Below are 14994 nucleotides of genomic sequence, written 5' to 3' on the forward strand. Positions count from 1 at the left end.
TTTAGTATGAAACGTAATGGAGTATATTAATCATGCCTGAATTAGATATTGGTAAGCAGTTAAAGGCGGGTAAGGCAGATCCTATTATCGACCTTGCACTAGGCAGCGATAAATTTAAAGAATTAAACGGACTAATAGATAAGCATGTAATTGATAAAGTCGAACAAACAGCGATTATTCAAGAAACAAAGCAAAAGTTCTCAGCCAGTTTTAGTCGGGTAGCAGCTCAAAAGCTACAGGCTTTTGCATCACCTAAAATGTCTGATTCAGATAGTTTTATCAGCCATGAGCGCTATAAGCGAGGAACTTATGGTGGTGGGGATTATCTAGATAACTCAGCTCATGCTTATGAATCGGCTACGAGTGGCCGGATATATAAAGCACGCCGCAAAATTGTCGATTTATTGCGAGTGCAAAAGAAAAACCCAATAAAATACATAAAGTTACCATTCACTCTTATTCCCGGTGGTGAGATTGCGGTTAAATATACTTTTAAAGGAATTGAAGCCGCAACTAAGGCTATGGGGAGCGCGCGAAAAGCGCGTAAACGTCAAAAGTACGATGCCGCAAACTTAGATAGTTTGACTGAAAGTCTTGGTGAGCAAGAAGCACTGAGGAAAATTGCAAAATGGCATGCAAAAGATATTTCAGAACTTGGGCAAAAGCTACAACGCAATTTGGCTAAATTAAAACAAGCAGCCGTTTTACTTGATAATCGTCAGGTTGTGTTAGAGCGCCTGATTGAAAATAGTTTCAATATTGATGGTCTACATCATGATGAATTTCAAGAAAGCATGAAAATAAAAAAAGCGCGTAATGATGTTGCAATGAGTTATCACGAAGTGAAGCACTATGTCGATAAGATTCAACAGATGTGTTTTGTTATGCAAGCAACCTCAGTTGATGTAACAGCACATATAACTTGTTTTGATGCTTATCTTGATGAAACAAAAGAATTGGTCGATTGGTCTTTTAATCACTAGAGGTTAAATCAAACCAAAGTCATCTTACTTAAGAATCATTTCATCCCAGTGAAATATTAAAAATGGGACTAATTCAGTTGAGGGTGAGGCTGGGTTAGTCCTGGGTGAACTTAAGATTGTTATCAATTAATTGATTGGGAATTGAATTATGTTTGGCCGAAAGAAAAGTTACGATTTAGAAGAAGCTAGGAATAGAAATCATATTCTAAGTGATGCAGGCATTGCGAGTGTTGGCACACAAGGTACATATACACCTAAAGACAAGAAAAGCGGAGCTAAGTTAAAACCACGTCAGAAGAAATTACCTAAACAAAAAGGTATTACAAAAGAAAATGTGGTTGATGAAGCAAAGATTTATGGTGAAATCGCCAAAGACATGCGTAGCGATATTATGGGCTACGTAGGGGATATGGCGAGTGCGACTAAAGATGCCGTTGAGTTAGCAAAAGGCTCGGGTGGGCTTTATACCGCGGGCAGCGGTATTGAGTGTGGTGCCGGTGAAATTATTGGTGCTGTTAAGCTCGGGCATGATGTTATCTGCAACATTTATGAATGGGTGGGTAAAAGAGAAGCGAAAGCATTACCGGTGAATCCATTGCTATCTCCTATTGATGCTTCACTCTATCAGAACACCAAAACCGCCGCTTATTTCAAAAAAAGAATGGTTAAGAAAATTGGTGGTGAGGCGTTCTCATTTACTGGCAGCGTGCTCAGTGGTGTCACTCATATCAATGCGTTAGGTGCAGCGCGTCATGGACGCTCAGATGCCAAAACAATTGCTCACCTTGTGCGATTGAATGAGATGTTAAATGAATATCGCTCTAAAGGTTTAGAGAAAGAGTATCAGCTGTGCAAAGTCATTTTTGACAGTAAGAAGTTAAAGCTTGAGTCACAATCTGCGGCTCTAGCCAGCGATTGTATTCCGGGCAATGTGGTGACTGGAGCGGTTTCAGCATCGGCAAGCTTTATCCATGGTCAAACACTGGCAATAAGACTTGAAAACTTGGGTGCTGATATCGAAAAAGCAGCCAAAGTACTTCATTACCGTGCTTTTTATGAAATGGACGATGATTATGGCATCGCGGGATTATTTGGTGAGGAAGCGACGAATGAGTACGCCAAAGAAACACCTGCGCTAGATATGGTACGTGAGCTATTCACTCAAATCGCAAAAATAGAAAAAGAGCGCGTTATCGTCAATATCGGTGGTCATAAATTAAAAGTTGGTGGTGAACATTATCGTGCTGACAAGTTAATGCGTGAACCAGCTGGTTGGTTAACTATTGTCGATAAGTTAAACCTTCTTTAAATCAATCAGTGGCTAATAGCGGGGGTTATTTAGTCACTGATATTATTTGCATATTTTTTGAGTCTTTTTAATGAGTGTATTTAGTTTTAGTCAACAAAAGTGGATCAGAGATTATTTGAAAATCGCAGTTGTTCATGGCGGCGAGAAAACAGAACCAAATAATTTCATTTATGAAAATTTGAGTCCACGTTCAACTAAAACCTATCAACCTGTTGCATTTGATATTGCTGATGCGTTGTGCGAGTCGGGTTTTCAGTACGTTGAAGTGTTGCCGGAAAATATCGATCTACCACAGCGTTTAAAGCAGTTAGATATTGATTTAGTGGTTGCAAATAGTGGCGGTCTTCAAGGCTTTGACTCTATGTGTCACCTTCCGTCAATGCTGGAAATGCTGGGTGTTCCGTATGTTGGTCATGCACCAATGACGGCGGGTATTCTTGATAATAAACACCTTTTCAAGCATGAGATTAATGCTGCTGGTATTCCTACCGCGCCATTTATTACCGTAGGGCAAGGGGAAAGTATCTCAGATCCTGTTAACCAGGCAAAGTTAGATCAGATTGAAGCTGAATTCGGCAGCGCATTTATTGTTAAACCGGTATCAGGCCGAGCGTCTATCCATGTGTACCCTGTTTTTGACCGCGCTGAATTGGCGGCAAAGGTCGAAGAGGTGCAGGCGGCGACGTTTAATACTGTGATGATCGAACCTTATCTTTCTGGTCGAGAGTTCGTTGTGGCTGTCGCGGGCCCTGTCGTTTATAAAAATGATCAATTAACTAAGCGCGATGAACCATTTGCGTTTTCCATTACCGAGCGTGTTCTTGCTGAAGATGAACCTATTTTTACATCTATGGATGTAAAACCGATCACCGGAGATCGCCTGTGTAAAGTTGAAGATCCTGAGTTGCGTCAGGCTCTGGCCGATATTGGCAGTAAGATCTTTAAGCAACTTGGGTTGCATACCTTGGTTCGAGTGGATCTGCGAATGGACAATAATGGCAATCTTTATGTGTTGGAGACGAATCCTAAGCCCGATTTAAAACGTCCGGAAGGCAGCAAATTGAGCATCGTTTGCCACGATATTCAAGGCGAGGGTATGAGCTACCACGACTTAATTCAATCACTTGTTTTTAATCGCCTTGTTTACTTGCATCAACATCGTCCAGCTGCGCTGGCGCACTGTCTAAATGATGACTTCTTCCGTCTGGAAAGTGCGTAGGTGCCGAAGTGAGATCGGTCAAAGATAATATTCGACTTACCTTTGGCGTAGCAATAGTGACCATGTCGCTATTGCTCGTTCTGGTGGTTGGTTATGCCCAGGCGCTTAAGAGTTATCGCCAGCTTTCCACTGATACCGTTTTGGCTCAGACCGAGGCGGCACGCCTGGGGATTGAGCAAATTCTTAATTCCGGAGTGCCGTTATCGGAAATTGCCGGACTTAACCTGGTACTGCAGCCGATTGTCGAATCAGATTCTTTGGTCATAAGTTTGGTTCTGCTGGATGGGGAGAAAGAGCTTTACCGGTTCGGACCGCAGCAAGATAGTGCCAATTACACGGCGATACCGCTCAATAATAAGTTTACCCAGATCGGGACACTAAAGGTGGCTTTGAGCCAACAGAAAGTGGAGGCGGCGGTAACCGACAGCTTCCAGCCGATGCTGTGGTTAATTGCTTTGCTGCTGTTGATTTTTGTTGGCAGTGTGCTTAACAGCCGACAGCGTACAGTTTATCTGACCAGCTTCAGTATGGTGTTCTTTGCTATGGCGGTCAGTGTGATGATGCTAGTGGGGGGGCTGTACCGCGATGGTTTGCAAAGTAAGGCTATCTCGCTGGCTGATATTGTCAGCCATCGTTTGGCACCGGTGCTCGAATATAATGTTGGCCAGGATATGATCACTGGTATTGACGGGATGCTGGATAACTTCCGCCAGGTGAATCCCGAGTTGGCGACTATCTCTGTTTATAAGGGGAACCTGCTGGTAGCAAACAGCCATGATGGTAATACGATGGGCCAGATGCTGAGTGACACCGGTGGGCTGGACTATACCCATCAGACTTCTGAGCTGGGTGAAGTTCGTTTATCGTACCAGGCTAGTATGGTGCTGACGCAGCTTGCCCGGGTACTGAAGAACTTTGCAATTTTGTTCTTTGCTTGCGGGTTGGTTTGCTTTGCCTTTATTCGGTTGCTGAGCGGCGAGCCCAATCAAAGCCGGAGCGATTTGGTTCTGGAGCGCTTGAAACCGCTTTTTTTAGGGGCGGTGTTGATGGAATCGCTGATGGCTCCGATTATGCCTCAGTTTCTGGTTTCGGTAGCGGAATCTTCGGGCTTAGGTGCCAGTGCGTCATCAGTCTTTTTTACTCTCTATTTTGTGGGGTTTGCTTTGACCCTGCTTCCTGCCGCCCGCTTGATTGAAATGTACGATATTCGCCGGGTACTGCTGCTCGGTATCTCATTGTCAGCGGTTGGCTGCGCTTTGCTTAGCTTTGAGTCGGGATTGGTTAGTGTGCTGGCTGCACGCTTGATATCGGGGATGGGTCAGGCGCTGATCTTTATTTCTGTACAGGGGTATATTTTCCGATTTAGTAGCAAGAAGAATAAAACCCAGGCGGCTGGGATTATTGTGTTTTGTTTTAACGCCGGTTTCATTGCCGGGGCGGCTATTGGTGCGCTACTGGCTAATTATTTTGGCGATACAGGTATTTTCACTCTGGCGGCCTGCATCGGGCTGGTTATGAGCCTGTTCAGCCTTGTATTGCCGTCGATGAAGGTACGAAAGGCGTCGGTGGGTTCGTTGCGGGAGAATGTCTCGGCCATGATGGCTGACTCCTGGCGCTTGATGAAGATCCCAGCGTTTGTTCGCACCATGTTGCTGGTGGGAATCCCGACAAAAGCTGCACTGACAGGTATTGTTTCGTTTGCTGTGCCATTGATGCTGGCTGAACAGGGAATCAGCAAAGAAATCATTGGGCAGGTCTTAATGTCGTATGCGGCTGTGGTGCTGTTTGTCAGCCATAAGGTCGGGCCGTGGGTAGATAAACTCGGTAGCAGCAAAACAGCCTTGGGTTTGGGTAATTTTCTGGCCGGGCTGGCACTGGTGGTATTGGCGATTGCGGTCATCATGCCAGAGAAGTGGTTAGTAGTAATACTGATGACAGCCGCGATGATGCTGATGGGCTTTTCTCATGGCCTGATCAATGCGCCTGTAGTTACGCATGTTGTGGTTGGAACGGCTCATAGTCAGGAGTCTGATTCGGTTGTTGCTGCTACTTACCGTTTCCTGGAACGCTTTGGTCATGTCTCCGGCTCGATTGTTGTGGGTCAGCTGTTGCTTTGGCTGGGTGCCGAGCAAGCTTTGCTGGCGCTGGCTGTATTCTTTGTTTGCGCAGGTGTGTTGTTTGCCATTTTTGACCGCAGCATGGCTAAGGCGGTGCGGGCATGAGACGTTTGTTATTACTTGTTTTGTTGTGGAGCTCATCGTTGATGGCTACATCCACCTGGCCGACATGGCTTGGTGATAATCTTCAACCGGATAGCGCCAGTCACTGGCGTGCAGAGGCCAGCGAGAGTGAAGTGAATTTCGTTCCACTCCGCTCACTGCCTAAAATTCTGGTAATCGTCTCGCGCAAGGCGAGCTCTTATGATACCGCGCTAAAGACTTTACTTGGTGTCTATAGCCGCGAATTGCCTCAGACGCAGTGGCTGGTAAAAAAACTGCCGTCGTCACCGGTGGGGCTGACAGCCATGCTTATTGAGGCTGAAGAGCAGGTTGATTTGGTTTATACCGTCGGGTCAAAGGCGACGGTCGCGGTGCATAACATTTATCAGGGCGGTTTGTTGCCGGTTGTTTCGGTGAACGCGAAGGATCCGGTTCAGTTAGGACTGATTGAAAATTATCAGGGTTCAGGCAACAACTTTGCATTTACCTCATTAAACCTGCCTGCCGATGTAAACCTGAGCTTTATGAAACGGTTTAAGCCGAGTCTTGAGCAAATCGGGATTCTATATGCCAAGAGCAATAAAAGTGCCTATCTCACCCAGTATTTACCAATGAAGCAGCTCGCCGAGGAGGCGGGTTTGACAGTGGTGCCGATTGTGGTTGATGAGAGCGAACCATCACAACGGTTGAATGCTGCAATGCAATTGTCGATGGCTCACCTGAAGAAGGCGGATCCGAAGCTTGATAACACGTTGCTGTGGCTAACAGGCAGTTCAAGTTTGCTGGCGAGGGTAGCTGAAATCAATCGTTACTCTGAACGTCTGCCTCTGATCTCGGCTGTACCTGATGTAGTCAGGAGTAGCTCTGATAGCGCATTGATGTCGTTTGGTGTCAGCTTTGTTAACAATGCTCATCAGGCCGCTTTGTATGGCCTAAGGATCCTTAAGGCAGAGACAATGGCGGGTGAATTGCCTGTTGGGATAATTGCCCCGCCGGACATTGCGATTAGTTTTCAGCAGGCGAAGCGGATCGATCAACAAATACCGTTTGTTCTTATGGAAATGGCCAGTGATGTCTATGGGATTGATGGCAAAATTATTCGTTCTGAGGGAAAACCCGTGCGGGAGAATCAATGAGTTTAACCCAGAGATTTAGTCTTGATGTAATCCTTCGTTGGCTGTGCTTAAGCCTTCTATCTGTGAGCTTTGCGACAAAGAGCGAAGTAAGGCCCGAGCGTCTGCTGTTGACTACCCAGCCGTGGCGTCCTTACCAGTATCAAGAAAATGGGGAGATGAAAGGCCCCGGGATCGCTCAGATCAAATGTGTCATGAAGGAGATGCAGCAGCCCTACCAGATCACGATGACCAGTTGGGATCGTGCACAGATATTGATCGAGGTCGGTGAGCAGCACGGCTTTTTTCTGGCGTCTAAGAATGGGATCCGGGACAAGTTTGCTGATTACTCTTCTTCGGTAATGACCCAGACATGGAGTTGGTACAGCTTGTCAGATTCGATTGATACCCAGGACCCGATGTTTAAAAAAGAAGTTGCGGTAACGGCGTTATTCGGTTCCAACAAGTGGTTCTGGCTACAGAAGCAGGGGTATCGGGTTGAGAAAAAACCACGCCGACCGACAGCCATGATTGAGTTATTGCTCGCGGGTGATGTCGGTGCCGTGTTGGCCAATGATTTTGTGATGGAGGCGGCGATATGTGAACTGGGCGTTAGTCACCGTGCTATCAGTAAAACCAGGGCGAAGGAAAAGACACTGGGTGTTTATTTTTCCAAGAAATTCACTAAACAGTATCCCCGTTTTTTGAATGAGTTCAATCAGGCTGTCGCCAAGTGTAAGGAGCTGTAAATGCCATTATCACTAAGAATTATTAGTTCTCCTGATGGAGAGCCTGTTTTGGAATGGAGCAAGAATTTTCCGGAGGAGGGCGGCAGCATAGGGCGCGCCTTCGGAGCTACGATGCAATTGTCAGATGCATCGCGGGAGATTTCTGGTTCCCATGCTTTGATTAACCGTGGCAGCCGTGGTTACCAAATTATGGATGTCAGCACCAATGGATTGTTTATCAATGGTAACCCAAAGCCGTTGGGTAAAAATAATCAGTCGGCTTTGAATGATGGTGATGTCCTTGATTTAGGAAAATATCGTTTGATGGTGTCTTGCTTTGTCCCTGAACAAGCAACAGCCCAGGCCTCCTCGGCGGTACCATCTCCACTGGCTGGCTGGGAGGATGACCCATTTGGAGGCGATCTGCCTTCTATTACCAATCATTTAGAATTGGAAACAGAGGTTTTGCCTGTTGAAAATGTAATGTCATTTTCGGCCGTTCCGGATGCGGTGATTGACGACCCTTTCGGTCGGTTAGAGCCGGAAGTAGATCCCGAGGTAGTTCCTGCGCGATCGACCTGGTTACATGATGATAGCTTTGATGATGATCCGTTTGCCGATGATCGCACTGATCAGCTAGCGGTATCAAGTCGTAGTCCTGTTGCTCCCCGGGGACATCAACCGGTCCCGAATGCTATGCCAGCATTTGATCCGCAACAGCTGGTTACGATGCAGGCTAAACAGCAGGAGCTGATGACGCAGGCGGCCGAGATGGCTCTGGAGCGTTTGCTGACTGAAATGGCACCGCCGAAGTTGGAGCAGATGTTTTCTGACTTCGCTCCGGTTCGCTTGTTTGGACGCAAGCCCGATTACTGGCAGATGTACCAGCGTTACTTCCAGCGTCAGCAAGAGAGCCAAGAGTGGCAACTGAAATTCAAGGCGTATTTCGCTGAATGTTTACGTATTAAACAGTCACTCGGAGAGAAGTGAGATGATCAGGAAACTAGTTGTGATTGCTCTGGCGCTGTTGCTTGGTGGCTGTAGTAGCTGGATGTTTTGGAAAGATGCTAGTCCATTGCTGTTGGTGGTCAATATTGAGGCCGCCAATAACATCAATCCGAATGTTGACGGTTTGGCTTCTCCGCTTGAAATGCGTATTTACCAGTTGTCTGACAGTGAGGCATTTAATCAGGCAAGCTTTATTGATCTGTATAGCGATGATCAGGGGACGCTCAAGGCTGATTTATTGTCGAAGCGACAACTTGAAAGTGTGTTTCCCGGCGATACGCGTCAGCTGACAATGCCACAGATCGCCGAGACTCAGTATATCGGTGTGGTGGCGGCGTTTGCCGATTATCGGGAGGCAAAAAGCAAGGCTCTTTTACCGGTTCAGGCTGGGCTGCCTATTGCCGTAAATATCATTATCGATGGCATCAATATCAGTGTTACAGGTCAAGAGGACTAACAAATAATGGATAAGAAAAAAGTAGTTTGGTCTGAGGGAATGTTCCTGAGCCCGCAGCACTTTCAGCAGCAAGAACGCTATCTAGAAGGTTTTACCAAAGCATATTGCGGTTTTATGAACCCGGCTCGTTATGGCCTTGCAAGCCTGGAGTTGGATCATTCGCTAACCAGTATCGGCAAAGTGGGAATTAAACGAGCGAGTGGCGTTTTTCCTGATGGGACGCCTTTTGATCTGCAAAATGGCCTGGCTCTAGAGATCCCGGCTGGTGCTATTGATAAATTAGTTTATCTGGCTTTGCCAATACACCGTTCTGGCGTGGTTAATGTTGGTGACAAGCTGGATAAGAATCGTCGCTATCACCGTGTTGATCACAACGTGTTTGATACCAGCCGTGATCATAGCGAAGCATTGCTGCTGGAGTTAGCTGAACCCAATATCGTGCTCAAACTTGAAGGCGAGGATTTGCAGGATTACACCTTGATCCCGATAGCCCATGTTGCCGAACACAAATCAGATGGTGAAGTTGAGTTGAACCGGGCTTTTATTTCTGTATCGCTCTATTTTACAGTCTCCGATTACCTTAAAGATAATGTTAATGATATCTATGCCCAGATGCAGTATCGGGCCCGGAGTATCTCACAGAGGTTGCAGGTTGAATCGGCTAGCAAGAGCCACCAGGCACTGATCCGTGATTATCTCTGGCTGCAGGCCCTCGGTCGTTGGCTACCTAATGTGAAATATTGGCTTGATACCGGAACGATTTCGCCGCAGGAGGTCTACCAGACATGCCTTCAGATGGTCGGAGAGATGCGGGGCCTGGATGGCGGCATGCCGCAAGAATATGACAGCTGGGATCACAGCCGGCTCTATGCGTTGTTTGCTGGGCTATTTTCTGACATGCGCATTCTCTTGCGTGAAGTGCAGCTTGATAATGTATCCACGTTGGCATGGGATGAAAGCTTGTTTAATAAACGTCGTCTGCTTCGTACCCTGGTGCAAGATCGCAATCTTTACAATGCGGGACGTTTTATCCTGGTGGTATCGTCACCGCTTGGTTCTGTTCAGCTTGGAGAGCAGTTCCCGCATGCAGCCAAACTGGCGGGTAATAGCATTATTGCTGATTTGGTTCGTAATGCCCTGTCTGGTGTTCCACTACGTGCGTTGCCTGTTGCGCCTTCGGAGTTAAGAGCCCGGAGCGATGTGGCTTATTTTGAACTGGATACCCAGTCCGATCTTTGGCGGGAGTTGGTGCAAAAAGATGAACCGATCGCCCTTCATGTCGATAGCCGCATTGGCGATGTCGAAATTGAATTTTACGTGATTCGTTAGGGGGCGTGATGACATCGCTATTTAATGAACAAGAGACCATTGCTATTCGCCGGACAGAATCCGATCAGCAGTCAGTCAAGGTTCATCAGGTTCCGAACCTTGATCTGACGGGTACCGAAAAGCTGATTGAAAACCTGATGATATATGGCAATCCACTGCTTAATGCCAGCAGCGAGTTATTGGGCCTGCTGGTTAGTTTGCCAAGGCAGGCGTCGCCATTGGATATTGATGCTTTTCGTCAGCAGTTGCTTGATGGCATTGCTGACTTTAAGCGTCGAGGTCTGTTTCTTGATTACCATCCAAGCGTGATTGAGAAAGGCTGTTTTGTCCTTTGTGCGGCTTTTGATGAAATCATCCTGTATACCGCCTGGGGCGAGCAGGCTCGTTGGGAAAACCATTCTTTGTTGAGCAAGGTGTTCAATCAGCGCGATGGCGGTGAGGTCTTTTTTCAGTTAATGGAGCAGGCCCGTCGACAGCCATCAAAACTGGTTGATTTTCTGGAGCTGCAATATGTCCTGATAATGCTTGGTTTTCTTGGTAAGTATCGTCATTCGAACCGAAGAAAAATCAATGAGCTGAAGTCAGAGTTGTACGCGGTGATCCGCCATTACCGTGATGAGTCGGCATTACCGGTACCGCAGACACCACAATTGCCGCCGGCCAAGCGTCCCTGGCAATTCCTCAGTGTGCCGAAACTACTGTCACTTGGGCTACTTGCAGTGGTGGGATCATACTTTTTTTCCGAGTTTTGGTATGACAATCGCAGTGAATCGACGTTGTCAGCATTTATGTCGCTTGATATGGATGGCTTCTCCCACGCAACAGAAAGCGAGGAGCTGGTTTATGTCAGTACCCCGGAAGATCTTGGTCTGATTGAGGCTGAACCTGAAGCCACAACCGATACCGTCGCCGCGGCCATGGTTGTTGAGTGGGAAGTGCTGCTGGCAACGTTCTCTGCGCAGGATAACGCAAAGCGCCTGGTCGAAGATATGAAAGGAAACGGCTACACCGTTATTGCTCGCGAAGTGGAAAATGGTATTGAGCTGGTGGTGCCAAACCAGGTGGATTTAACTCAGGCTAAGGTACTGAAGAACGAATTGAATGTACGCTTTGGCCTAAATGCCATCATCCGTCGTAGCAAACAAAAATAATGAAAAATATGAAATTGAATAAACCGTTACTCTTGATAGCGCTTGTTTTGCTTATTGGCTCTGGCATGGCATGGCTATTTATACCGGCTGATCCTGAAACGTCTTCAATCTTAAAGCCTGCTGTTGTGTTGGGGTGTTTGGTTTTGGCGGTGATTTGTTCACTAGCGGCTTATTGGTTGCGGGCTCGTGATGAAAAAGAGCAGCAATTGCATGAACAGACTGTATTGTTCAAGCAGGATGTCAAAACGATTACCCAGCTGTTTAAAGCGGCGGTGAAGCAACTTAAAGGCCGACGCGGCAATAAGCTCAATAGTTTGTATGAGCTGCCTTGGTATGTCCTGATGGGGGGCGAAAAAGACGCGAAAAGCAGTCTTTTGCAGCAAAACAATTTAGAACCTGTATTGCATCGCACTAATGATGAAAGCGATACCGAGCAGTACGTTCGTTTCTGGAGCAATGATCAAATGGTGGTGGTTGAAGTTGGCCATCGGTTGTTTGATGAAGAGGGAATTGATGACGGGCTTTGGCAGGTCTTTGCCAAGCAGTTGCTGAAATACCGCCCGCGCCAGGCCGCCAATGGTATTGTTACCGTTATCGGCTGTGATCGTTTGTTGCAGGGGGATAAAAAAGCACGTCTGATCCTTAGTTCGAACTTCCAGGAAGCTATCCTGACCCTTGGTCGGTATACAGGGCTTTCGTTGCCGGTTTATAGCCTGTTTACCAAGGCGGATATGATTGCTGATTTTGTTGACTTTTTTGCCAGCTATTCCGGTTGCGATGTGGACAACCCGTTCGGTATTACGCTGCCGATAGGTGAAATTCCCCGATTTGAGGCTCACTTGTTTGAGAAGGAGTGCAAGCACTTGTTGGAAAGCCTGGCGAAGCAACAATTTCAACTGCTACGCGAAGCGCGTCAGGATGAAGCTAAATCCATTGTTGCTCTGCCTTATCAGCTCCGGGTTTTTTTTGAACGTGCCGGTGAGCTGTTGTCAAATCTTGGCCGGGAAAACCGTGTCCGCCAGGCTGTGTGGCTGAGGGGAATGTATTTGGTGACAACCGGGCAGAAAGGAGCGAGCTACGATCTGCTGACCAAGTTAGTCGCGGATAAAGGCGCGTTTAATGCCGATGTGTTACAGCCGGTGCCACCGGGACGCAAGAGCTTGTTTGCCAATCGGATTTTCAGCCATGTGGTATTGCCGGAATCGCCAATCGTCGGTGTGAATGAACCTCGTCATTATGGTTATATTGCTGCCCGTAGTGGTATGGCATTGGTACTGGTTTCCGTGTTGACGGCTTTCGGGCTTCAGATGCGAGATAATTGGGATCAGGACGAAAATTTTCGTAGTCGCGCGGTAACTCAGCTGAGCCTTTACAGTAATGATATCAGCAGACTCCGTGAGGGAACGCCTGATCTTGAAGCCTTGATACCGGTATTGAACGAATTGCGGGTTGTTGCCGAGGAAGGTAACCAGCCATTGTCGTGGTATAGCAAGGTGAGTGTTTATCAGGCTGAGACTGCCGATGAGATTTACCGTCGCTATCAGCAGCAGCTGCAGTTATTTCTGTTGCCGCAGCTGGCCGATGTATTGAGCAGCGAACTCTACGTTTATGTCAATCTCGGTAATCCGAGCAAGGTGTTTGAGCTGCTGCGCTATTACCAGATGCTATTTGACAAGCAGCGCCTCGACCAACAGGAGATGATTAGTTATCTGATAGATACCTTGAATGATCAAGGAGACCTATCGGCTGACAATATTAATAATCTCGGCTTGCTGATGAATGACCTGTTGGTTAGTGAGTATGATCAGGTACTGCAACCTAACGATGAGTTGATTTCGGTTGCAGCACAGAATCTTGAGGGGCTGTCGCCGGAGCGTTTGATTTATGCGCGATTAAAGGCGATGCCGGAATTCCGTAACAGGGTCGATATTCGCCGCCAGCTTGGTGACAAATTTGGTTCATTGTTCCGGTTCAAGCCTGACTTCCATGGCTATCTGATGCCGGAGCTGTTTACTCGCCAAGGGCATTCGAATATTGATCTGACGGTGAAATCCCCGATCCTGAAAAAGCAGCTTGATGAGTTCAAAATGATTCAGGGAGATATGTCAGGTGCTTCGGTTGCTGAATTGACCGAGCTGAGTAAGAAAGTTCAGCGGCTATATTACGCCGATTATGTGTATCAGTGGAAAGAGCTGGTTAGCAATATTGAGGTGAAGACGTTTACCAGTCTTGCTGATCTGGCGTATGCAGTGAAGATTGCTCGAGAGCCAGCTAATAGTCCGTTGATTGATGTGCTTGATGCCGTTGTGGTCAATACGACGCTGGCGGTAGAGAACAATGCTGACACTAAAGGCAATACCAAGGCAGCCAGACAGCTAGGGTTGAAAAAAACAGCGAAAGTGCTGAAAAAGGTAGATAAGATTAATCGAATTGCCGGAGACAAATTGGTTCGCCTGCAGCCTTCATTCGTGGTTAATGAAGCTTTTAGTCGCTACTCCACTTTTATGGCTCCGCAGGGCAAAACGCCTCCGGTTGATGAGCTGATTGCGGCACTTGATAATCTGAATGCGTATTTTGATACTGCTTTGTCGAGTAATAATCCGGGCAAGGCGCTTCACGGGTATGCTCAGGCACATGCCGCTGGCAGCCAGGATGTACTGGTTAATTTCCGCCGTCAGGCCAGCAGCGCACCGGGCCAGGTGGCCGACTGGGTTAAAGCGTTGGATGACCAGGCATGGAAACAGGTTATTAATGGTGGTGTAGGATACCTTAATCAACAGTGGAAAGAGCAGGTGTATTCATTCTATCGTCAGGCTATTGAAGGCCGATTCCCGTTTGCTCCGCAGGGACGAGGCGAAGTGGCGATTGATGATTTTTCGGGTCTGTTTAAGCCTCAAGGGCGGATAGACAATTTTATTACTGAGCACCTAAAGCCGTTTGCCTATTGGGATAATGGGGCGCTGAAATTGGCTGAAGTGGATGGTGAGACATTGCCGTTGCGTAAGGAAACCCTGAGAGTTCTTAAGCAGGCGAAAAACATTCGTCATCTTTTCTTTGGCCCTACAGGTCAGGAGTTGGCTTTGCAATTACGGGTTAAAGCCAGTTCGATGAGTACCACGGTGACTGAGTTTACGATTCGTGAGACAGAAAACCTGTTTGATTACCGTCATGGACCGAGGTTGTGGCAAAATATCGCCTGGCCGTCGATCGGTGAAGATGGTTATCTATCCGTGAACTTCTATAAAGGAAAGAATCGTATTGCCAGTAAATCATATTCTGGCCAGTGGTCGTTGTTCCGGGTGCTGTATGATGGGCAGTCAAGCGCAACGAGCGATCGGCGGATCCGTAAGCTGGTTTATAAGCTGGGCAATGAAGATGTTGTACTGCAATATACGCTAAAAGGCAGCAATCTGGCTCTCAGCAAAAAATTGCTGACCAGTTTTTATTTGCCATCCCGTTTGTAGGGTTCGTCACTGCCG

At 47.2% G+C, this 14994-nt stretch carries 11 protein-coding genes; all 11 read left to right on the top strand.

All coding sequences use genetic code 11. The annotated features are described in order from the left end of the window. The first annotated feature begins 32 nt into the window (after positions 1-32). Positions 33-983, top strand: a complete 951-nt coding sequence (locus Q0852_RS09785; RefSeq protein WP_299017739.1) for a hypothetical protein — start codon at positions 33-35, stop codon at positions 981-983. Between the two features lie 148 nt (positions 984-1131). Beyond that, the gene (locus Q0852_RS09790; RefSeq protein WP_299017741.1) at positions 1132-2292 is read left to right on the top strand and encodes a hypothetical protein; all 1161 of its coding nucleotides are present in this window, start codon (positions 1132-1134) and stop codon (positions 2290-2292) included. Between the two features lie 70 nt (positions 2293-2362). Further along, positions 2363-3511 (top strand): ATP-grasp domain-containing protein, encoded by a 1149-nt coding sequence (locus Q0852_RS09795; RefSeq protein ID WP_299017745.1) that lies wholly within the window; start codon positions 2363-2365, stop codon positions 3509-3511. Between the two features lie 62 nt (positions 3512-3573). Continuing rightward, positions 3574-5733 carry an MFS transporter gene (locus Q0852_RS09800; RefSeq protein WP_299017903.1) on the top strand — a complete coding sequence of 720 codons (2160 nt, stop codon included), beginning with the start codon at positions 3574-3576 and terminating at the stop codon, positions 5731-5733. Positions 5734-5774: 41 nt separating this feature from the next. After that, entirely contained in the window at positions 5775-6866 is a 1092-nt protein-coding gene (locus Q0852_RS09805) for an ABC transporter substrate-binding protein (protein ID WP_367278130.1), read from the top strand. Beyond that, entirely contained in the window at positions 6863-7591 is a 729-nt protein-coding gene (locus Q0852_RS09810; protein WP_299017751.1) for a transporter substrate-binding domain-containing protein, read from the top strand. The genes Q0852_RS09805 and Q0852_RS09810 overlap by 4 nt, the downstream gene beginning before the upstream one ends. Further along, entirely contained in the window at positions 7592-8560 is a 969-nt protein-coding gene (locus Q0852_RS09815) for an FHA domain-containing protein (RefSeq protein ID WP_299017754.1), read from the top strand. Between the two features lies 1 nt (position 8561). Continuing rightward, the gene (gene tssJ, locus Q0852_RS09820; RefSeq protein WP_299017757.1) at positions 8562-9035 is read left to right on the top strand and encodes a type VI secretion system lipoprotein TssJ; all 474 of its coding nucleotides are present in this window, start codon (positions 8562-8564) and stop codon (positions 9033-9035) included. Positions 9036-9041: 6 nt separating this feature from the next. Continuing rightward, a complete protein-coding gene (tssK, locus tag Q0852_RS09825) occupies positions 9042-10364 on the top strand; it encodes a type VI secretion system baseplate subunit TssK (RefSeq protein WP_299017760.1) in 1323 nt (440 codons plus the stop codon). Positions 10365-10372: 8 nt separating this feature from the next. Continuing rightward, positions 10373-11515, top strand: a complete 1143-nt coding sequence (icmH, locus tag Q0852_RS09830; protein WP_299017762.1) for a type IVB secretion system protein IcmH/DotU — start codon at positions 10373-10375, stop codon at positions 11513-11515. A gap of 8 nt (positions 11516-11523) precedes the next feature. Beyond that, positions 11524-14979, top strand: coding sequence for a type VI secretion system membrane subunit TssM (gene tssM / locus Q0852_RS09835; protein ID WP_299017764.1), 3456 nt, complete (start codon positions 11524-11526; stop codon positions 14977-14979). Positions 14980-14994 lie beyond the last annotated feature (15 nt).

The organism is uncultured Photobacterium sp. (genome assembly GCF_947502415.1).
Lineage (GTDB): Bacteria > Pseudomonadota > Gammaproteobacteria > Enterobacterales > Vibrionaceae > Photobacterium.

What these genes read in the sequence shown, in the direction of transcription:
- Q0852_RS09805 (WP_367278130.1), top strand. Translation starts at nt 5,775, where the DNA reads ATGGCTACATCCACCTGGCCGACATGGCTTGGTGATAATCTTCAACCG.
- Q0852_RS09795 (WP_299017745.1), top strand. Translation starts at nt 2,363, where the DNA reads ATGAGTGTATTTAGTTTTAGTCAACAAAAGTGGATCAGAGATTATTTG.
- Q0852_RS09815 (WP_299017754.1), top strand. Translation starts at nt 7,592, where the DNA reads ATGCCATTATCACTAAGAATTATTAGTTCTCCTGATGGAGAGCCTGTT.
- Q0852_RS09790 (WP_299017741.1), top strand. Translation starts at nt 1,132, where the DNA reads ATGTTTGGCCGAAAGAAAAGTTACGATTTAGAAGAAGCTAGGAATAGA.
- Q0852_RS09785 (WP_299017739.1), top strand. Translation starts at nt 33, where the DNA reads ATGCCTGAATTAGATATTGGTAAGCAGTTAAAGGCGGGTAAGGCAGAT.
- tssM (WP_299017764.1), top strand. Translation starts at nt 11,524, where the DNA reads ATGAAATTGAATAAACCGTTACTCTTGATAGCGCTTGTTTTGCTTATT.
- tssK (WP_299017760.1), top strand. Translation starts at nt 9,042, where the DNA reads ATGGATAAGAAAAAAGTAGTTTGGTCTGAGGGAATGTTCCTGAGCCCG.
- Q0852_RS09800 (WP_299017903.1), top strand. Translation starts at nt 3,574, where the DNA reads ATGTCGCTATTGCTCGTTCTGGTGGTTGGTTATGCCCAGGCGCTTAAG.
- tssJ (WP_299017757.1), top strand. Translation starts at nt 8,562, where the DNA reads ATGATCAGGAAACTAGTTGTGATTGCTCTGGCGCTGTTGCTTGGTGGC.
- icmH (WP_299017762.1), top strand. Translation starts at nt 10,373, where the DNA reads ATGACATCGCTATTTAATGAACAAGAGACCATTGCTATTCGCCGGACA.
- Q0852_RS09810 (WP_299017751.1), top strand. Translation starts at nt 6,863, where the DNA reads ATGAGTTTAACCCAGAGATTTAGTCTTGATGTAATCCTTCGTTGGCTG.